Source organism: Stenotrophomonas sp. YJH_SMC_101-4 (genome assembly GCF_059370395.1).
This window is the reverse complement of sequence record NZ_JCAFTP010000001.1, coordinates 1105975-1126782: the sequence shown is the minus strand read 5'-3', so window position 1 is coordinate 1126782 and position 20808 is coordinate 1105975. Positions and strand designations below refer to the sequence as shown.

14 protein-coding genes are annotated in these 20808 nt (G+C 66.0%); 8 read left to right on the top strand and 6 right to left on the bottom strand.

All coding sequences use genetic code 11. The features are described 5' to 3' along the window. Nucleotides 1-20 precede the first annotated feature (20 nt). The gene (locus AC5P8D_RS05160; RefSeq protein ID WP_313510742.1) at nucleotides 21-1220 is read right to left on the bottom strand and encodes an acyltransferase family protein; all 1200 of its coding nucleotides are present in this window, start codon (nucleotides 1218-1220) and stop codon (nucleotides 21-23) included. A gap of 175 nt (nucleotides 1221-1395) precedes the next feature. On the opposite strand from AC5P8D_RS05160, the gene AC5P8D_RS05155 reads away from it, so the two are divergent. From AC5P8D_RS05155 to AC5P8D_RS05120, 8 genes are all read left to right on the top strand, one after another. Further along, nucleotides 1396-2256, top strand: coding sequence for a LytTR family DNA-binding domain-containing protein (locus AC5P8D_RS05155; RefSeq protein ID WP_197577244.1), 861 nt, complete (start codon nucleotides 1396-1398; stop codon nucleotides 2254-2256). A 70-nt stretch (nucleotides 2257-2326) separates the two neighbouring features. Continuing rightward, a protein-coding gene (prfB, locus tag AC5P8D_RS05150; protein ID WP_097048047.1) for a peptide chain release factor 2 occupies nucleotides 2327-3452 on the top strand; the annotation gives its coding sequence in 2 pieces (ribosomal slippage) (nucleotides 2327-2401 and nucleotides 2403-3452; 1125 coding nt in all). 156 nt (nucleotides 3453-3608) lie between these two features. Then, nucleotides 3609-4391: a helix-turn-helix transcriptional regulator gene (locus AC5P8D_RS05145; RefSeq protein WP_019661470.1), complete on the top strand. Its 783-nt coding sequence runs from the start codon at nucleotides 3609-3611 to the stop codon at nucleotides 4389-4391. 641 nt (nucleotides 4392-5032) lie between these two features. Next, nucleotides 5033-6418 (top strand): NAD-dependent succinate-semialdehyde dehydrogenase, encoded by a 1386-nt coding sequence (locus tag AC5P8D_RS05140; protein WP_495203138.1) that lies wholly within the window; start codon nucleotides 5033-5035, stop codon nucleotides 6416-6418. 63 nt (nucleotides 6419-6481) lie between these two features. Further along, complete coding sequence (locus AC5P8D_RS05135; protein WP_329760041.1) at nucleotides 6482-8122, top strand: acetolactate synthase large subunit; 1641 nt, start codon at nucleotides 6482-6484, stop codon at nucleotides 8120-8122. 164 nt (nucleotides 8123-8286) lie between these two features. Continuing rightward, complete coding sequence (gene lysS, locus AC5P8D_RS05130; protein WP_019338545.1) at nucleotides 8287-9798, top strand: lysine--tRNA ligase; 1512 nt, start codon at nucleotides 8287-8289, stop codon at nucleotides 9796-9798. Nucleotides 9799-10003: 205 nt separating this feature from the next. After that, a complete protein-coding gene (gene rpfG, locus AC5P8D_RS05125; protein ID WP_495203137.1) occupies nucleotides 10004-11143 on the top strand; it encodes a cyclic di-GMP phosphodiesterase response regulator RpfG in 1140 nt (379 codons plus the stop codon). A 1-nt stretch (nucleotide 11144) separates the two neighbouring features. Further along, the gene (locus tag AC5P8D_RS05120) at nucleotides 11145-13868 is read left to right on the top strand and encodes a response regulator (protein WP_100051377.1); all 2724 of its coding nucleotides are present in this window, start codon (nucleotides 11145-11147) and stop codon (nucleotides 13866-13868) included. A 12-nt stretch (nucleotides 13869-13880) separates the two neighbouring features. On the opposite strand, the gene rpfF is transcribed toward AC5P8D_RS05120, so the two are convergent. The 5 genes from rpfF to betI form a co-directional block, all read right to left on the bottom strand. Beyond that, nucleotides 13881-14750: a diffusible signal factor synthase RpfF gene (rpfF, locus tag AC5P8D_RS05115; protein WP_019338547.1), complete on the bottom strand. Its 870-nt coding sequence runs from the start codon at nucleotides 14748-14750 to the stop codon at nucleotides 13881-13883. A gap of 199 nt (nucleotides 14751-14949) precedes the next feature. Continuing rightward, nucleotides 14950-16626 (bottom strand): long-chain fatty acid--CoA ligase, encoded by a 1677-nt coding sequence (locus AC5P8D_RS05110; protein ID WP_010482498.1) that lies wholly within the window; start codon nucleotides 16624-16626, stop codon nucleotides 14950-14952. A 226-nt stretch (nucleotides 16627-16852) separates the two neighbouring features. Next, entirely contained in the window at nucleotides 16853-18535 is a 1683-nt protein-coding gene (gene betA, locus AC5P8D_RS05105) for a choline dehydrogenase (RefSeq protein WP_049429885.1), read from the bottom strand. 101 nt (nucleotides 18536-18636) lie between these two features. Next, nucleotides 18637-20109 (bottom strand): betaine-aldehyde dehydrogenase, encoded by a 1473-nt coding sequence (gene betB, locus AC5P8D_RS05100; protein WP_495203136.1) that lies wholly within the window; start codon nucleotides 20107-20109, stop codon nucleotides 18637-18639. Nucleotides 20110-20147: 38 nt separating this feature from the next. Next, entirely contained in the window at nucleotides 20148-20738 is a 591-nt protein-coding gene (gene betI / locus AC5P8D_RS05095) for a transcriptional regulator BetI (RefSeq protein WP_217015747.1), read from the bottom strand. Nucleotides 20739-20808 lie beyond the last annotated feature (70 nt).

The window sequence follows — 20808 nt, the reverse complement described above, 5'->3', positions numbered from 1 at the left end:
AGCCGAGCGTTGGCTCGGCTCTACAACTGCGCAGCGTGTGCAACCGGCGATGCTGGCGGATTGGCGCGCAGGCCGAACAGGGGGCGCAGCCAGCGCACGCGACGGATCAGCAGTTCGTGGATCAGCAGGCAGCCGCCGACGGTGCCGCCCAGCAGTAGCGACGGCTCCAGCCAAGGACCCAGTTGCAATGGCTTGAGCCAGAACAACAGCACGATGATCAGGCTCTGGTGCAGCATGTACCAGGGATAGATTGCCTCGGTGCAGTACGGTAGCCAGCCGAACGGGCGGTCGAGGAAGACCTTGCCCCAGCCGAGGATGGCCAGCAGCGCGGTCCAGACGTACACCGACTGGCTGGTCCTGCCCTGCAGGTCCCAGAACGTTTCAGGCCATTGCCGCAGCGAGGAGTCAGCCGGCAGCACCTGGCCGAGGATGCGCAACCCCAGATACCAGCCGACCGCCGCCAGCGCCAGCCACAGCGTGGTGCGGCGCAGGGAGACCAGGCGCTGCCAGAACACCGGCTCACGACCGAGCAGGTAGCCGGCCAGGAACACTGTCGCGTACTTCGCGTGCTGATACCAGTCGCCAAGCAGGGCATTGGTGGACGGATAGACCGGCTCCAGCCAGATCACCCAGGCCAGCAGCAGCGCAGACGGAATTCCGATCAGCAGTATCGGCGAGGCGGCGCAGAACGCGATCGCACGGCGCACCACGGCCGTTCCCAGCAATGGCATCAGCAGGGCCAGGGCCAGCGTGTAGTTCCACAGATAGGCCAGGTACCACAGGTGGTTCCAGGTGATGCCGTATTGCCAGCCGGCGAAACTGCCTTCCGGCCACGGCCGCACCTGCCAGTAGCGCAGCAGGAAATGCCCGAAGCCGGGCGCAACATGACCGTTGGCCACGCCCTCGCAGTAGGGCTGGATCGGCACGATCACGAACATGCCGAACAGCAGGGGCAGCAGCAGCCGCCACGTGCGCAGGCCGGCAAAGCGCAGCAGCCTGCTTTCCGGCCGCATCAGCGCGATGGCGATGCCTGAAATCAGGAACAGCAGCGACATCCGCCAGCGGTTGACGAACAGCATCGGCCACTGCAGCCATTCGGCGGTATGCACGCTCTTGAGGTGGAAGCCCCAGTCGTCCACATAGGCCATGGCGGTGTGGTAGAGGATCAGCAGGGCGAAGGCGAACACGCGCAGGGCGTCGATGTCGTGGCGTCGGGTCATGGTGGAGGTGTGCCGGAAGGTCGAGCCAACGTGACGCCGTCCGGCCTGTGCAGCCACTGCCAAGGGGCCGCCGGAACCCGCGCAGTGACCAATGGCGGGGGTGGCGGGACCAATGGAGCGGCTACCTTTGGTCCCTTGAGGCAGGCTGGAGCACCGCAACGACATGGATGCAGCAATGACCCAGGGCCGACCATCGCGCTGGCGTACTTCAACGCGCCTGCTGGTATGGGCGACGATCCTGTCGGCCTCGGCAGTGACCAATGCGCTGGTGGAAGTGATGGACGCCAGTCGCCGCGGCGCCGATCTCGGGCTGTGGGAGCCGATGATCTGGGAGTTCAGCAGCCTCGCCCTGATCCTGCTGACCCTGCCGCTGCTGTGGTGGGGCTGTGAGCGCTGGCCGCTGCATGCCGATACCTGGAAGCGGCGGTTGCCACTGTATCTGCTGGCCAGCGTGGGCTGGTCGCTGCTGCACGTGGTGGGGATGATGGTGCTGCGGCACCTGGCCTATGCGTCGATGGGCTACCGCTACCAGGACGATGCAGGATGGCTGGAGCGTCTTGCCTACGAATACCTGAAGGATATCCGCACCTTCGCGATGTTCGTGGCACTGGAGCACTTCGCCAGCTGGTTCGGGCGGCGCAGGCAGGGTGAGGCGAGCCTGCTGGCCGAGCCTGACGTCGGCCCGCCGGTGGAACCGGTCGAGCGCCCGCAGCACTTCCTGGTGCGCAAGCTGGGCAAGGAGTTCCTGGTCGCCACCGCCGACGTGGAGTACGCCCAGGCGGCGGGGAACTACGTGAACCTGCGGGTACGCGGGCACGACTACCCGCTGCGGATCACCATGGCGGTGCTGGAGCAGCGGCTGGACCCGGGTGAGTTCCTGCGCCCGCACCGCAGCTGGCTGATCCATCGCGGCCAGCTGCGCTCGATCGAGCCGCTGGAGGGGGGCGAGGCCCTGCTGCACATGGCCGACGGGGCCAAGGTGCCCTGCAGCCGGCGCCAGCTGCCGCTGCTCCGGCAGGCGTTGGGGGCCGGATGAGGCCCTCATTCCGGGCATCCCCGGCCTGCGGTATCATTACCAGTCATCTTTTGAATGCATAACCGCCGACATGATCGAACTGAATCCTGTCCGCCAGCGCATCACCGATCTGACCGATCGCGTGCTGTCGCTTCGGGGGTATCTTTGACTACGACGCCAAGAAAGAGCGTCTTGAAGAAGTAACGCGGGAGCTGGAAAGCCCCGACGTCTGGAACAACGCCGAGTACGCCCAGAATCTGGGCCGCGAGCGCTCCAGCCTGGAAAAGACCGTGGGCGGCATCGCCTCGGTGCTCGACGGCCTGGCTGATGCCACCGAACTGCTTGAGTTGGCCGAGTCCGAGCAGGACGAGGACACCGCGCTGGCCGTGGTCGCCGACCTGGACAAGCACCAGTCGCACGTCGAGAAGCTGGAATTCCAGCGCATGTTCTCCGGCGAGATGGACAATGCGGCCGCATTCGTCGACATCCAGGCCGGTGCCGGTGGCACCGAAGCCCAGGACTGGGCCGAGATCCTGCTGCGCATGTACCTGCGCTGGTGTGAATCGCGCGGCTGGAAGACCGAGTTGATGGAAGTCTCCGGTGGCGACGTCGCCGGCATCAAGTCGGCCACCCTGCGCGTGGAAGGCGACTACGCCTATGGCTGGCTGAAGACCGAGACCGGCGTGCACCGCCTGGTGCGCAAGTCGCCGTTCGACTCGGACAACCGCCGCCACACCAGCTTCACCTCGGTGTTCGTGTCGCCGGAAATCGATGACAACATCGACATCACCATCAACCCGGCCGATCTGCGTACCGACGTGTACCGTTCGTCCGGTGCTGGTGGCCAGCACGTGAACAAGACCGAGTCGGCAGTGCGTATCACCCACATCCCGACCAACATCGTTGTGGCCTGTCAGACCGGCCGCAGCCAGCACCAGAACCGCGACAACGCGATGAAGATGCTGGCCGCCAAGCTGTACGAGCTGGAGATCCAGAAGCGCAACGCCGAGAAGGACGCGGTGGAAGCCACCAAGTCCGACATCGGCTGGGGCAGCCAGATCCGCAACTACGTGCTGGACCAGAGCCGCATCAAGGACCTTCGCACCGGCATCGAGCGTTCAGATACGCAGAAGGTGCTGGATGGCGACCTGGACGAGTTCGTCGAGGCCAGCCTGAAGGCCGGCCTGGCTGTGGGCTCCAAGCGCGTCGATGCCTGATCGGCGCGCCTGCGCGGATATCGTCACCCTCGTGCGCAACGCCGAGGGTGGCTGATCACGCTTCCGATGTGGGGCCGAGCCCATGCTCGGCTGCTGTTGGCGCAGTAGCAGATGCGTCGAGCATGGCTCGACGCTACAACGGGTACGGCGGTAGCGATGATGCGCAGCGAAAGTGAACGCAAGGAACTCGGCGGCTTTCTCAAGGCCTGCCGCGCCCGTGTCGATCCTGCCACGCTCGGCCTGCCGGCCGGGCGCCGGCGTACCCCGGGCCTGAAGCGCGAGGAAGTCGCGCTGGCGATCGGGGTGAGCGTCAGCTGGTACACCTGGATCGAGCAGGGCCGTGAAGTGCGCGCCTCGCCCGAGGTGCTGGAGCGCCTGGCGCAGGTGCTGCGCATGAGCGACGACGAACGCGCCTACGCGTTCGCGCTGTCCGGCTACGGCGTGCCGCTGGAATCACCGGACGAGAGCGTGACCGACGGCTTGCGCCAGCTGGTGGAGGCGATGCAGCCGATCCCGGCCTATGTGCGCAACACCCGCTTCGACATCCTCGCCTGGAACCCGGCCATCGCCGATCTGTTCGTGGACTACAGCCAACTGGCGCCGCATGAGCGCAACACGCTGCGGCTGATGTTCCTGTACCCGCCCTACCGCACGCTGATCCTCAACTGGGAAGAAATGACCCGCGGCCTGCTGGCAGGCTTCCGTGCGGCGATGGCGCAGGCGCCGGACAAGGCGCCGTTCCTGGCGCTGGTGGAGGACATCGCGGCGCATAGCGAGGAGTTCCGCCAGTGGTGGCCGGAGCACGACGTGCGCCGGTTCGATGAGGGTGCGAAGAAGCTGAACCATCCCACGCGCGGGCTGCTGGACCTGCAGTACGTGGCGCTGGTGCCGGAGAGCCGGCACGATCTTTCCCTGGTGACTTACCTGCCGCGGAAGTAGGGGGTGTTCGGCAGGGCTTGCAGCCCTGCACCCGCAGAGGCCGAAGCGACAGCAACAGCAACAGCGGGCATTCCGTGAGATGGCGGGGCGGTGTCGGAGTGCGGGGACGCCGTAAACCCGTCCCTGGGGGCTTGGCAGCCGCATCCATGCGGCTGACACCCCGCACTCCGACACCGCCCCACCTTCGACAGGTTCACGTGGCTGTAGGTAGGTGTCGACCTTGGTCGACACATCTGTCAGATATCGAATGAAATTCCGGGGGTCAGATCCGTTTTCCATAGGAAAACGGATCTGACCCCAAAAGTATTTCCGACAGATCGCGGAAAACTGTCGAAGGCGGGGTGGGTCCGGTTGCGGGGGCGTGAGCGCCATGGATGGCGCGACCGAGGCTACATGGACGTATTCACGCCGTCCCCCGCAACCGGACCCACCCCGCCATCCCACGGAATGCAGGCCTTTGACCTTGACGTTACCCTGGCCTCTGCGGGTGCAGGGCGCAGCCCTGCCGGCACCTCCCCCCATTCAGACAGGTAAGTGCAGGTCACAGGATAAGCAGACGCCTTGTTGCCTCCGCCAATCGGGTCCACATTCCTGTGCAGGAGACGGGCCACCGCCCGTTGTCGAGACAACAGGAGCCCTGCATGTCCGCTGCCCCCAGCACTGCCATTTCGCGCGATCCGGCCACCGGTGAACAGATCGCCAGCCATCCCTTCGCCACCGACGCCGAACTGGAAACAATCCTCGATCGCGGTCAGGTCGGCTTCGCGGCCTGGAGCGCCAAGAGCCTCGAACAGCGCGCGGATGTACTGCGTGCGATGGCCGCGGTACTGCGCCGCGACCGTGAGAAGTTGGCTGCGCTGGCTACCGCCGAAATGGGCAAGGTCCAGGCCGAATCGCTGGCCGAAATCGAGAAATGCGCCGTGCTGTGCGACTGGTACGCCAACAACGGTGCCCAGTTCCTGCGCGACGAACCGACCCAGGTGCCCGACGACAAGGCTTACGTGTCCTACCTGCCGCTGGGCGTGGTGCTGGGCATCATGCCGTGGAACTTCCCGTACTGGCAGGTGATGCGCGCGGCGGTGCCGATCCTGATGGGCGGCAACGGCTTCCTGCTGAAGCCGGCCGAGAACATCGTCGGTACCGCGCAGCTGCTCGATGCCGCCTGGCGCGACGCTGGGTTGCCGGAAGGCACTTTCATCGCCGCCAACATCAGCCGCGACGGCACCAGCCGGGCGATCGCCGATGACCGCATCGCGGCGGTGACCCTGACGGGCAGCGTGGCTGCCGGCCGCAGCATCGCCGCCCAGGCCGGGCAGGCGCTGAAGAAGGTGGTGCTGGAACTGGGCGGCTCGGACCCGTTCATCGTGCTGGCCGACGCCGATCTGGACGCTGCCGTCGATGCGGCCGTGGCTTCGCGCTTCCAGAACACCGGGCAGGTGTGCATCGCCGGCAAGCGCATCATCGTTGAAGACGCGATATACGACCGTTTCGTGGCGCAGTTCTGCCAGAAGGTGCAGGCGCTGACCATCGGTGATGGCCGTGAAGCGGGTAACCGCATTGGCCCGATGGCCCGCCAGGACCTGCTGGAACAGCTGGACGCGCAGGTGCGCGCTTCGGTGGACGCGGGCGCGAAGCTGCTGGTCGGTGGCCATCAGCTGGATCGCCCGGGCGCTTTCTATGCCCCCACCGTGCTGGCGGACGTGGAGCCGGGCATGCAGGCCTTCGACACCGAAACGTTCGGTCCGGTGGCCTCGATCAGCCGCGCACGGGATGCCGACCATGCGGTGGAGCTGGCCAACCAGAGTGAGTTCGGCCTCAGCGGCAACCTGTGGACCGGCGACCGCGCCCGTGCGATGCAGCTGGCGCGCCGGCTGCAGACCGGCGGCGTGTTCGTCAACGGCTTCTCTGCTTCCGACCCGCGCGTGCCGATCGGCGGCGTGAAGAAGAGCGGCTTTGGCCGCGAACTCTCGCACTTCGGCGTCCGCGAATTCGTCAACGCGCAGACGGTCTGGTTCGACAAGCGTTGACGCGCAGCTTCCCTCCTTCCTGCAACGATCCATCATCAGTCCAGCGAAAAGGACGGCATTCCAATGTCCAAGGGTTCAGATCTGCTTGTCGCCGCACTTGAGAACGAAGGCGTCGAGCGCATTTTCGGTATCCCCGGCGAAGAGAATCTCGACGTGGTCGAGTCGCTGCGCCATTCCAGCATCGAGCTGGTCATCACCCGCCACGAGCAGGCAGCGGTATTCATGGCGGCCACCTATGGCCGCCTGACCGGCAAGCCCGGGGTGTGCCTGGCCACGCTGGGGCCGGGCGCGCTGAACTTCACCACCGGCGCCGCCTACGCGCTGCTCGGTGCGTGGCCGGTCATCATGATCACTGGCCAGAAGGGCATCGTGGCCAGCAAGCAGGCACGCTTCCAGATCGTCGACATCGTCAGCACGATGAAGCCACTGACCAAGCAGGCGCGGCAGATCGTCTCGGCGCGCACCATCCCGACGATCGTGCGCGAGGCATTCCGCACCGCGCTGGAAGAGCGCCCGGGCCCGGTGCTGCTGGAGCTGCCCGAAGACATCGCGGCCGATGAGGTCGGGGACGTGGCGCTGATTCCGCCGCACGCGGTGGATCGTCCCATCGCCAGTCCGGAAGCACTGGACCGTGCGGCGGAGATCATCCGCAATGCCAAGCGACCGTTGCTGATGATCGCTTCGGCGGCGTCGCGGCCGCAGTCCAGCGAGGCGCTGTCGGCGTTCGTGCTGCGTGCCGGCATCCCGTTTTTCACCACGCAGATGGGCAAGGGCGCGGTGGCCGGTGGTTCGGGCCTGTACATGGGCACCGCGGCGCTGACCGAGCGCGACTACGTGCACATGGCCATCGACCGGGCCGATGTGATCGTGACCATCGGCCATGAGGTCACCGAGAAGCCGCCGTTCGTGATGCGTCCGGGTGGGCCGACCGTGATCCATATCGGCTATTCGCAGGCGGCGGTGGAGCAGGTGTACTTCCCGCAGGTGGAAGTGATCGGCGATATCGGCCGCTCGCTGACCCAGCTGGCCGACCGCATCGAAGGCGCGGTGCCGAACGCCGATGCGCTGCTGCCGTTGCGCGCGACCATCCTGGAGCACCTGGCCGCCCGTGCCGAGGAGGACGGCTTCACTCCTCAGCGGCTGGTGCATGACGTGCGCCAGGTGATGCCGCCGGACGGCATCGTGGCGCTGGACAACGGCATGTACAAGATCTGGTTTGCGCGTAACTACCGCACTCAGGTGGCCAACACGCTGCTGCTGGACAACGCGCTGGCGACCATGGGTGCGGGTCTGCCGTCGGCGATCATGGCTTCGATCCTGCATCCGCAGCGGCGGGTGCTGGCGGTGTGCGGTGATGGCGGCTTCATGATGAACAGCCAGGAGCTGGAGACCGCGCGCCGGCTGGGCCTGAACCTGGTGGTGCTGATCCTCAACGACGGCGCCTACGGGATGATCCGCTGGAAGCAGGCGGTGGATGGCTTCACCGACTACGGCATGACCTTCAGCAATCCCGATTTCGTGAAGTACGCCGAGGCCTATGGCTGCAAGGGCCATGAGGTGACCGCCATCGAGCAGTTCATCCCGACACTGGAGGCGGCGTTCAACGAGGGAGGCGTGCACCTGGTGTCGGTGCCGATCGATTACTCGGAGAACCAGCGGGTACTGGTGGACGAGTTGCGGCAGGCCTTCCCGGGGAACGGCTGAGGTAGCGCCGGGCCACGCCCGGCGGATTCGTGCGCCGACCGACCGCCGGGCATGGCCCGGCGCTACCGGGCGCTGCCGGGGCCGGGGCGGGGCGGTTTTGGTATGCTGTCCAACCGGCTTTGCCGGCGCAGCATCCCCCCTCACTACACGATTCCCGCAGATCCATGAGCGAAGCTACCGATACCCCCCCCGTCGACGAAAACAAGTTGATTGCCGAGCGCCGTGAGAAACTCAAAGCGCTGCGTGGGCAGGGCATCGCGTACCCGAACGACTTCCGTCGCGAGGACTTCGCCGGCCGCCTGCAGGAAGAGTTCGCCGATGCCGAACAGTGGACCGCCGAGGCCCTGGAAGGTAACGGCCGCCAGGTGAAGATGGCCGGCCGCCTGATGGCCAAGCGCATCATGGGCAAGGCCAGCTTCGCCCAGATCCAGGACGAGTCCGGCCGCATCCAGCTGTTCCTGCAGGGCGCCGTGCTGGGCGATGCCTACACCGCCTTCAAGGGCTGGGACGTGGGTGACATCATCGCCGTGGAAGGCGGCCTGACCCGTACCAAGACCGGCGAGCTGTCGGTCAAGGCCGAATCGATCCGCCTGCTGACCAAGTCGCTGCGCCCGCTGCCGGACAAGTGGCATGGCCTGGCCGACGTCGAGCAGCGCTATCGCCAGCGTTACGTCGACCTGATCGTGACCCCGGAATCGCGCGCGGTATTCATCAAGCGCTCGAAGATCATCCGCGCCATGCGCGCGTGGCTGGACAACCGCGACTTCCTGGAAGTCGAGACGCCGATGATGCATTACATCCCCGGCGGCGCGGCGGCCAAGCCGTTCACCACCCACCACAACGCGCTGGACCTGGACCTGTACCTGCGCGTGGCGCCGGAGCTGTACCTCAAGCGCCTGACCGTGGGTGGCCTGGAGCGCGTGTACGAGATCAACCGCAACTTCCGCAACGAAGGCGTCAGCACCCGCCACAACCCGGAATTCACCATGATGGAGCTGTACGAGGCCTATGCCACGTACAACGAGATCATGGACCTGACCGAAGGCGTCATCCGTGACGTGGCCAAGGCGGTCAACGGCGGCACCGAGGTGGAGTGGGACGGTGCGAAGATCGACCTGGGCCCGGCGTTCCGCCGCTGGCGCATGGACGAGGCGGTGCGTCACCACAACCCGGAAATCTCCGCGGCCGACTGCACCGATCGCGACGCCCTGCTGCGCCATTGCGAGCGCTTGAAGATCCGCGTCAAGCCGTCCTACGGCTGGGGCAAGCTGCTGCTGGAGATCTTCGAGGCCACTGTCGAGCACACGCTGATCCAGCCGACCTTCATCACCGACCACCCGGTGGAAGTCTCGCCGCTGGCCCGCGCCAACGACAACGATCCGGGCTACACCGACCGCTTCGAGCTGTTCGTCAACGGCAAGGAGCTGGCCAACGGCTTCTCCGAGTTGAACGACCCGGAAGACCAGGCCCAGCGCTTCCAGGCCCAGGTGGCGGCGAAGGAGGGTGGCGACGACGAGGCCATGCACTACGACGCCGACTACATCCGTGCGTTGGAGTACGGCATGGCCCCGACCGGCGGCCTCGGCATCGGCGTTGATCGCCTGGTGATGCTGCTGACCGGCAGCAGCTCGATCCGGGACGTGCTGCTGTTCCCGTACATGCGTCCGGAGCAGTAAGTCGTCTTTTTGACTCCTGTTTGTGCGCGCCGTCGCGAAATGAGACGGCGCGATTGACGCCTCCCGCACTCGGCGTATCGTTAATGCACTACCTTGACGTCTGTTATGGCTTGATCGGCGCCAGGGGGAGTACGCATTGTGGAGAGTCCGCTTCACAATGTGATGACGATCATGAACCGGGACGCATGACACGGGAGTCAGGCCGATGCAGGGTGCGAGCGTTCGCAGCGGCAGGGTATCCTCGCCTGCTGATGATCCAGCATGGTCGAGAAACCAGGCAGAGTACGCGTTGAACATCGTCATTGTTGACGACCAGACGTCCGCCCGGACGATGCTGCGTCACGTCATCGAGGACATCGCGCCCGAACTGAGCGTGTATGACTTCGGTGATCCGCTGACCGCATTGGCCTGGTGCGAGGCGCATCCGGTCGACCTGCTGCTGCTCGATTACCGCATGCCGGAGATGGACGGGCTGGAGTTCGCCCGCCGTTTCCGCCGCCTGCCCAAGCATCGCGACATTCCGGTGATCCTGATCACCGTGGTCGGCGACGAGCCGATTCGTCAGGCGGCGCTGGAAGCGGGGGTCATCGATTTCCTGGTCAAGCCGATCCGCCCGCGCGAACTGCGCGCGCGCTGCTACAACCTGCTGCAGCTGCGCCAGCAGACCGAGAACGTGAAGCAACGCGCGTTGTCGCTGGAACAGCGCTTGCTGGCGAGCATGCACGAGGTCGAGGAACGCGAACGCGAGACCCTGTCGCGATTGGCGCGGGCGATCGAGTTCCGTGATGCCGGCACCAGCGCCTACCTTGAGCGCATGGCACGCGTGGCAGGGCTGATCGCCGAGCAGCTGGGCCTGCCCGAAGACGACGTGCGCCTGATCGAGATGGCCGCGCCCCTGCATGACATGGGCAAGATCGCCATTCCCGATGCCGTGCTGCTCAAGCAGGGCAAGCTCAACGACGAGGAGCTGGCGATCATGCGCCGGCACCCGCGCATCGGCCATGAACTGCTCAGCGGCAGCCAGAACCGCTTCATCCAGGTCGGCGCATTGATCGCGCTGCGCCACCACGAACGATACGACGGCAGCGGCTACCCGGATGGGCTGGTCGGTGAGGCGATTCCGCTGGAAGCGCGCATCGTCGCCGTGGCCGATGTCTTCGACGCACTCATCTCACCCCGTCCGTACAAGGAAGCATGGACCATGGAAGCCACACTGGCTTATTTGTACGCCCAGCGTGGCCGACTGTTCGACCCGCGCCGCGTGGATGCGCTGATGCGCGGTCACCAGCAGTTGATGGATATCTGCGCCCAGCACTCGACGGCATCGACGCGACCGGGTGGGTGACATGCAGGACCTGTTCGCACGCGTGAGGCGTCGGCTGGCGCAGCGTCCGGATTCGGAACATGGCCAGGCGATCGTGCGGGTGGTGCTGATCTCGCTGATCCTGGTCTATGTACTGTTGTCCGGTGCCCGCCTGCACCGGCTGGACCAGTACCAGGGCGTGCTGGCAACGGTGCTGACCGGGCTGGGCCTGTCGCTGCTGCTGTGCGGTTGGCTGCTGTGGAAGCCTGAGCGCTCGGACCCGCGGCGGGTGGCCGGGATGCTGGCCGATTACGGCCTGATCGCGGTCGGCATGATCCAGATGGGCGAGCCGCTGGCGTGGGTGTACGCGGTGGTGATGTGGGTCACGGTGGGCAACGGCCTGCGCTTCGGGCCGCGCTACCTGGCCGCTGCCATCGTGCTGGCGATGGTCAGTTTCGGCACCACCGTGCTGTTGACCCCTTACTGGCAGGCCAATCTGGGCCTGGCCATTTCCCTGTGGTTGGGGTTGCTGGCAGTACCGTTGTGCTGCTCCTCCCTGCTGCGCCGAAGGATGCGACATCCGACCATGGATACGACGCCCGCCGCTGGCTCCGACAAGCGCTCGCTGCTGGCCCGCTTCAAGCAGCGCCTGTCCGGGCGCGAGGACAGCGAGCACGCGCAGAACCTGATCCGCATCATCATCACGGCGCTGTTCATCAGCTATCTCGGCTGGCGTTCGCTGAGCGGTGGCGGTGAAGCGTTGACGACGACGTGGCTGATCCTCGCCTTCGAGCTGACCATTTCCGCCGGCCTGCTGACCGCGATCCTGGTCAATCCGGGTGTGTCGCATGTGCGCAGGGTGATCGGCATGCTGACCGACTACACCTGCATGGCCTGGATCATGACGATCCAGGGCGAGCCGGCGGCACCGCTGTATGCGGTGATGCTGTGGGTCACGATCGGCAACGGCATGCGCTACGGCAGCACCTACCTGCGCGTGGCCACTGCCATGGGCTGCCTGGCCTTCCTGTGCACGGTGATGCTGTCGCCATACTGGCGCGGCCACGACTATCTGGGCTGGGGCCTGCTGCTGGGCCTGGGCGCGATTCCGCTGTACTTCGATTCGCTGCTGCATGCCTTGACCCGGGCGGTGGCCGAGGCGCGCCAGGCCAATGAAGCCAAGAGCCGCTTCCTGGCCAACATGAGCCATGAATTCCGCACGCCGTTGAACGGGCTGGCCGGCATGACCGAGGTGCTGGCCACCACCCGCCTGGACGATGAACAGCGCGAGTGCCTGAACACCATCCAGGCCTCGACGCGCAGCCTGCTGGCGCTGGTGGAAGAAGTGCTGGACATCTCCGCGATCGAAGCCGGCAAGGTGCGCGTGGAGTGGCACGAGTTCGCGCTGGCCGATGTGCTGCAGGCGATCAACCTGATCCTCACCCCGCAGACCCGCTCCAAATCGCTGGACTATCGCGTGCAGGTGGACGACAACGTGCCGCCGCGCCTGCTGGGTGATGCCGGGCATCTGCAGCAGATCCTGCTGAACCTGATGGGCAACGCGGTCAAGTTCACCGACAGCGGCTACGTGCATCTGCGCGTGTCCAGCCCCGATGCGCTGGGCAGCGAGCGGATGCGCCTGCGATTCGAGATCGTCGATACCGGCATCGGCGTGCCGATGGCGTTGCGCGGGCGCCTGTTCAATGCCTTCGAGCAGGGCGATGTCGGCCTGGCCCGTCGCCATGAAGGCACCGGTCTGGGCACGGCCATTGCCAAGGGCCTGGTCGAGTCGATGGGCGGGCAGGTCGGCTATGCGCCGAACAGCCCGCGCGGCAGCGTGTTCTGGGTCGAGATCACGCTGGACGTCGCAGACACCTCATCAGCCCCGGCGGTTCCGTCCGAGGTGGCTGAAGCTGGGAATGTCATCGCGTTTTCCAATCCCTTCCTGCGCCATCGTGCACGGGTGCGCAGCCTGCGGGTTCTGGTGGCCGACGACCACGAAGCCAACCGCATGGTGCTGCAGCGGTTGCTGGAGAAGGCCGGCCACAAGGTCACCTGCGTCAATGGCGGCGCCGAAGTGCTGGATGCGTTGGAGCAGGCCAGTTACGACGCAGCGATCGTCGACCTGCACATGCCCGGCATGAGCGGACTGGACCTGCTCAAGCAGTTGCGGGTGATGCAGGCCAGTGGCATGCCTTACGTTCCCGTCATGGTGCTGAGCGCGGACGTCACCCCCGAGTCCATCCTGCGTTGCGAGCAGGCCGGTGCCCGCGCCTTCCTTGCCAAGCCCGTGGTGGCCACCCGCCTGCTTGAAGTGCTGGCCGATGTCGCCGCCAACACCCGCGCCGAGTCCGGCATCCAGTCGGTGCCGGCATTGCCGGTCGGCGATGGCGTGCTCGATACCGCAGTACTGGACGAGCTGGCGTCGCTGGGCATGGGCGATGGCTTCGAACGCAAGTTCATCGACCAATGCCTGGCGGACGTCGACGCGAGCATGGGCCAGCTGCAGGGCTGCGGCGAGCGCCAGGCCTGGGAGGATTTCCGCGAGCATGCACACGCGCTGCGCGGTGTGGCGAGCAACCTGGGGCTTGTCCAGGTTGCCGCCTCCAGTGGCGAAATCATGCGCATGGCGGACTGGCAGCTGAAGGGTGAATGGAGCGCCCGCCTCGGCAGCCTGGCGACCGCTCTGCGCAACGGCAGGAATGCGTTGGCTGCCCGTAGCGCGGGGGCGCCGCACCGCGACGACAGCGAGCGCAGCCCGTCCTGACCCGCCAGACGCTCAGGCCGGGTCGCCATTGCGCCGGGCCTGCGCCCGTACCAGCCGATCCATGGTGCGCAGGGACTTCTCGCCGAGCTGCATGGCGGTGTCCACCCAGATCTCGGTGATCCGCATCATTTCATGCAGCGGCACCATGGTGGCGATCTCGTTGACCTCACGCATCGCTGCCCATGCGTGCGGAATGCGTCGGCTTTCCTTGATCACCTGTTCGACCGCAGCAACGCCTTCGCCCGCCGGCACCACGATGTCGACCAGGCCCATCTCCTTCAGCTGGCTGGCGGTGTAGAGGTTGCCTTCCAGCATGATCTTCTCGGCCAGGCGCGGGCTGATCCGCTGGCACAGGAAGGAGTAGGCGCCCATGCCCGGGAACAGGTCGAACAGCACCTCCGGCAGGCCCATCAGCACGCCTTCCTCGGCGACGATGGTGTGGCAGCTGAGTGCGGCCTCGAAGCCGCCACCCAGTGCATTGCCCTGGACCAGGGCGATGCTGTGGGCACGGGTGCCCAGGCCGGCATGGAAGGCATGCACGCCGCGCACGCAGCGCTGGGCATAGTCGAGCAGGCGGGCGCGGTCGCCTTCGCGGATCAGGCGGCAGAACAGTTCGAGGTCGCCCCCCAGGTTGAACACGTCGCTGTCCGAGGCAAGAACGACATGGGGTGACAGGGCGTGCGAGGCGCTGAGGCGGTCGCCCAAGTCGCGCTGGTAGTCGACGATGTCATCGACCAGGCGCGAGGCGAAGCACGGCCGGCCTGGCTGGTTGACCAGGTTGGCGTGCATGTGGATCCAGTAGACATCCCGCTCGGGCTCCTCGGTGATACGCAGGGTAGGGTGCTGCGAGGGGCGGGTGATGATGGGGCGTACTGCGGACATGGGAGTTCTCCGTGTGACCGTCCGGCCAACCGCAGAGCGGACGGAGAGGAGTGAGGGGGCGGGCTGAACGTGCGGCGGCGACTGATTCTATGCACCCGTCGTGAACCGCCCGCAAGCGCTGTACCGGCCATGTTCCGGTAACAGAAAGACCCCGCCGTCTCCGGCGGGGTCCCTGTATTGTCCCGTTGCCCGGAAACCCTTACTGGGCGGGCGTATCACGCAGCTCGCGACGGAGAATCTTGCCGACATTGGTCTTCGGCAGCTCTTTTCGGAATTCTACGATTCTGGGGTGCTTGTAACCGGTCAGGTTTGCCCGCGCATGTTCCTTGACCATTTCCGCGGTCAGGTTCGGGTCCTTCTTCACGATCACGACCTTGACCACTTCGCCGGACTTCTCGTCCGGGACACCGACGGCGGCGACTTCCAGCACGCCCGGCATCATCGCGATGACGTCTTCGACCTCATTCGGGTACACGTTGAAGCCGGACACCAGGATCATGTCCTTCTTGCGGTCCACGATGTAGAAGAAGCCCTTTTCGTCCATCTTCGCCATGTCGCCGGTGTGCAGCCAGCCGTCGGCGTCGATGGCGGTGGCGGTTTCTTCCGGCCGCTGCCAGTAGCCCTTCATTACCTGCGGGCCCTTGATGCACAGCTCGCCCACTTCGCCCAGCGCCAGGATATTGCCGTTGTCGTCCTTGATGCAGGCATCGGTGGACGGGATCGGCAGGCCAATGGCGCCGTTGTACTCGGGCAGGGTGAGCGGGTTGATGCAGGCTGCCGGCGAGGTCTCGGTCAGGCCGTAGGCTTCGACCAGGGTCACGCCGGTGACCTTCTTCCAGCGTTCGGCCACGGCACGTTGCACCGCCATGCCGCCGCCCAGAGTGAACTTGACCGAAGAGAAGTCGATCTCGTCGAAGCCCGGGGTGTTGAGCAGGCCGTTGAACAGCGTGTTGACGCCGGTGATGGCAGTGAAGCGGGTGCCCTTGAGCTCCTTGACGAAGCCCTTCATGTCGCGCGGGTTGGTGATCAGGTGATTGCAGCCACCGAACTTCATGAAGACCAGGCCATTAGCGGTCAGCGCGAAGATGTGGTAGAGCGGCAGGGCAGTGATGATCACTTCCTTGCCCGGCTCGATGCCCGAGGTGGACAGCCACGCCGACGCCTGCTGCATGTTGGCGATCAGGTTGCGGTTGGTCAGCATCGCACCCTTGGCCACGCCGGTGGTGCCGCCGGTGTACTGCAGGAAGGCGATGTCGTCGTGGTCGATCTCGACCGGCGGAAGCGCGTGGCGGCTGCCCAGCTTGAGCGCCTGCTTGAAGCGGACGGCGCCCTTGATGTGGTAGTTGGGCACCATCTTCTTGACGTACTTCAGCACGAAGTTGACGATCGCGCCCTTGGCGCCGAGCAGGTCGCCCAGGCCGGTGGTGACCACGTGCCTGACCGGCGTGTCGGCGATGACCTGCTCGACGGTGTCGCCGAAGTTGTCGACCACCACCAGCGCACTGACGCCCGCGTCGACCAGCTGGTGCTTGAGTTCGCGCGCGGTGTACAGCGGGTTGACGTTGACCACGGTCAGTCCGGCGCGCAGCACGCCGAAGGTGGCCACCGGGTACTGCAGGCAGTTGGGCATCATCAGGGCGACGCGGTCACCCTTCTTGAGCTTGAGCTCACCCAGCAGGTAGGCGGCGAACTGGGTGACCAGCGCATCCGTCTCACCATAGGTGAGGACCTTGCCGAAGCTGGAGTAGGCGGGACGGTCGCGGAATTTCGCGACGGAAGCGTCGAAGACCGAGGCGACCGAATGGAATTCGTTGACGTCGATTTCGGCGGGAACGCCTTTCGGATAGCTCTGCAGCCAGGGACGATCCAGACTCATATTCCCCCTCCAGGAATCGTGATGTATTAGGTTCGGCCCTGAGCGTAGCGACAATGGCCGTTCATTGCAGCATACCCCGCCGTAGGGAAAACGCGAAGAGGGGTTTGCGCGGCGCATTGTGCGAACGCGTCAAACGCCGCCGGGCATGGCCCGGCGCTACCGAAGGCAGGACGCGCCTGGTAGCGCCGGGCCATGCCCGGCGGGTGTTTCACCGTGAGCGGCTGGCTCAGCCCTGCTTGCGCACCGGTGCGCCGTTGGCCTTGTAGTACGGCGCGGTGCTGCGGGCCAGCGGGGTGCGGCCGCGGATCACGTCGGCCAGCTTCTCGGCCATCATGATGGTCGGCGCGTTGAGGTTGCCGGTCACCACTTGCGGCATGATCGAAGCATCGACGATGCGCAGGCCTTCCAGCCCGTGCACGCGGCCCTGGCCGTCGACCACCGCCATCGGGTCATCGGCGTGGCCCATCTTGTTCGAGCACGACGGATGGTAGGCGGTCTCGGCATGTTCGCGGACGAACGCATCGATCTGCGCATCGGTCTGCAGCGCGCTGCCCGGGGAGATCTCGCGGCCGCTGTACGGTGCCAGTGCCGGCTGCGCGAAGATCTCGCGGGTGATGCGGATCGCCGCGCGGAACTCGCGCCAGTCCTGATCGTGCGACATGTAGTTGAACAGGATGCTCGGATGTTCGCGCGGATCCTTCGAACGTACATGGATGCGGCCGCGGCTGGGCGAGCGCATCGAACCGACGTGCATCTGGAAGCTGTGCGCCTTGATCGGGTTGGAGCCGTTGTAATTGATGGCCACCGGCAGGAAGTGGTACTGCAGGTTCGGCCAGTCGAACTCGGCGTCGCTGCGGATGAAGCCACCAGCCTCGAACTGGTTGCTGGCGCCGATGCCGGTGCCCAGGAACAGCCACTCGGCACCGATGGCCGGTTGGTTGTACAGCTTCAGTGCCGGCGCCAGCGAGACCGGCTTCTTGCACTCGTACTGCAGGTACATCTCCAGGTGATCCTGCAGGTTGGCGCCGACGCCCGGCAGGTGGTGTACCAGGTCGATATCGAGGCTGCGCAGCAGATCGGCCGGGCCGACGCCGGAGCGCTGCAGGATCTGCGGCGAGGCGATGGCGCCGCCACACAGCAGCACTTCGCGGCGCGCGGTGGCACGCTGCGGCTGGTCGTTGTGCAGCCACTGCACGCCCACCGCACGCTTGCCCGAGAACAGGATGCGGTCGGTCAGTGCGTGGGTGACGATGGTCAGGTTCGGGCGCGGCTTGGCCAGGTCCAGGTAGCCGCGGGCGGTGCTGGAGCGACGGCCCTTCGGGGTCACCGTGCGGTCCATCGGGCCGAAGCCTTCCTGCTGGTAGCCGTTGAGGTCGTCGGTGCGCGGGTAGCCAGCCTGCACGCCGGCTTCGACCATCGCAGCGAACAGTTCGTTGTTGCCGGCCTTCGGCGTGGTCACGCGCAGCGGGCCGTCGCCACCGTGGTAGTCGTTGGGGCCGATGTCACGGGTTTCCGCCTTGCGGAAGTACGGCAGGCAGTCCAGGTAGGTCCAGTCTTCCAGGCCCGGCATGCTGGCCCAGTTGTCGTAATCCATCGCGTTGCCACGGATGTAGCACATGCCGTTGATCAGCGACGAGCCGCCCAGGCCCTTGCCGCGGCCGCAGTCCATGCGGCGGTTGTTCATGAAGGGCTCGGGATCGGTCTTGTACGCCCAGTTGTAGCGCTTGCCCTGCAGCGGGAAGGCCAGTGCCGCAGGCATCTGGGTACGGAAGTCGAGCCGGTAGTCCGGGCCACCGGCTTCCAGCAGCAGCACGCTGACATCGGCATCTTCGGTGAGGCGGGTAGCCAGCACGTTGCCGGCCGAACCGGCGCCGATGATGATGTAGTCGTACTCGTTGTGGGTGCTCATGGGTGTCTCCTGCAGGCCGGGGCGCGCTGCATGCAGGCGTCCCGGCGGAATGTCGGATCGGCGCGGTGGCCGGACGAGGGTGCGCGCTCGGGGCGCGCCGGTCAGAACACGCTGGCGTAGTCGCCCAGTTCCACCTGCACCGACTTGATGCGGGTGTAGTGGCCAAGGGTGGAGATGCCGTTCTCGCGGCCGACGCCGGATTCCTTGTAGCCACCGACCGGCATTTCGGCCGGCGATTCACCCCAGGTGTTGATCCAGCAGATGCCGGCTTCCAGGCGGTGGATGATGCGGTGGGCGCGGCTGACGTCCTTGCTGACCACACCGGCGGCGAGGCCGAACGTGGTGTCATTGGCACGACGCACCACTTCGTCTTCGTCGTCGTAGGCGAGGATGCTCATCACCGGCCCGAAGATCTCTTCCCGGACAATCGTCATGTCGTCGCGGCAGTCGGAGAACACGGTCGGCAGCACGTAGGCGCCATTGGCCAGCGCGCCTTCGGTGGCGCGGCCGCCGCCGGTCAGCAGGCGGGCGCCTTCGGCCTTGCCGCTCTCGATGTAGCGCAGCACGTTTTGCATGTGCGGGAAGCTGGTCAGCGGGCCGAAGTTGGTTTCGGCGGCCATCGGGTCGCCAATGCGGATGCGCTTGACGCGCTCGACAACGGCGGCCTCGAACGCGGCCAGCATGCTGCGCGGCACGAACACGCGGGTACCGTTGGTGCAGACCTGGCCGGAGCTGAAGAAGTTGGCCATCACCGCGATGTCGGCGGCGCGGTCCAGATCGGCGTCATCACAGATCACCAGCGGCGACTTGCCGCCCAGCTCCATGGTCACTTCCTTCAGCGACGAGGACGCGGCGCTGGCCATGACCTTCTTGCCGGTGGCGACGCCGCCGGTGAAGGAGATCTTCTCGATCACCGGGTGCTCGGTCAGCCACTGGCCGATCTCGCGGCCAGGACCCTGCACGACATTGAACACGCCGGCCGGCACGCCGGCTTCGGTGTAGATCTCGGCCAGCTTGATTGCTGTCAGCGGGGTCACTTCGGACGGCTTGAACACCATCGCGTTGCCGGCGGCCAGGGCGGGGGCGGACTTCCACATGGCGATCTGGATCGGGTAGTTCCAGGCGCCGATGCCGGCGACCACGCCCAGCGGCTCGCGGCGGGTGTAGAAGAAGCTCGATTCGCGCAGCGGCAGCTGGATGCCTTCGATGGCGGTGGCCAGGCCGGCGTAGTACTCGACCACGTCGGCACCGGTGACGATGTCCACGGTGGTGGTCTCGGCCAGTGCCTTGCCGGTATCCAGGGTTTCCAGGTGGGCCAGCTCGTCGTTGCGCTCGCGCAGGAGCTCGACGGCGCGGCGCAGGATGCGCGAACGCTCCATGGCGGTCATCGCGGCCCACACCTTCTGGCCGTCGGCCGCGCTCTGCACGGCGCGCTCGACGTCGGCCTGGCTGGCGACCTGCACTTCAGCGATCACCTCGCCGGTGGCCGGGTTGACGGTCTTGAAGGTCTTGCCGCTGGTGGCATCGACGCGCTGGCCGTGGATGTAGAGCTGTTGGACGGGCAGGGTGGTCATGGGGCGTACTCCTTGGAAGGGGGCGGGTGCTGAAGCGCTTATAGCGCGACAGCCTGCAACTGGAAGTCGATATAGCCGTAAGCGATGCGCCGGGACTTCTCGGCATTGAACTGGCCACCGACCAGGCTGCCGCGCAGCCACAGGCCGTCAATCATCGCGGCCAGGCCGCGGGCGGCCAGGCGGGCCTGCGGGTGGGGTAGCAGGCGGTTGAACTGGTGGCACAGGTTCGAGAACAGGCGCTGGTCGTTGGCGCGCTGCAGCCGGGCCAGTTCCGGCTGGTGCATGCTCGCGGCCCAGAAGGTGAGCCAGACGCGCATGGCGGTGCCGTTGATCTGGCTGTCGTCGAAGTTGCCATCGACGATGGCGCGCAGCTGCTCGCGGGGGTCGTCGCCAACCTCGGCACGGTAACGGGCGACCGCGTCCTTCAGTTCGCGCAGGATCTGCCGCATTGCAGCATTGAGCAGGCCGTCCTTGTCGCCGAAGTAGTGGGCGACGATGCCGCTGGACAGCCCGGCCTTCTTCGCGATGGTGGCGACGGTCGCATCGGCCATGCCGATCTCGTCGATGGTCTGGAAAGTGGCCCGGATCAGCTGCTCGCGCCGTACCGGTTCCACGCCTTTCTTCGGCATTGTCTCTCCACGGATTGCGACCCGAAGGATCGGGCTGCCCGCCATTATGCTTTTTATTGATTGAACGTTC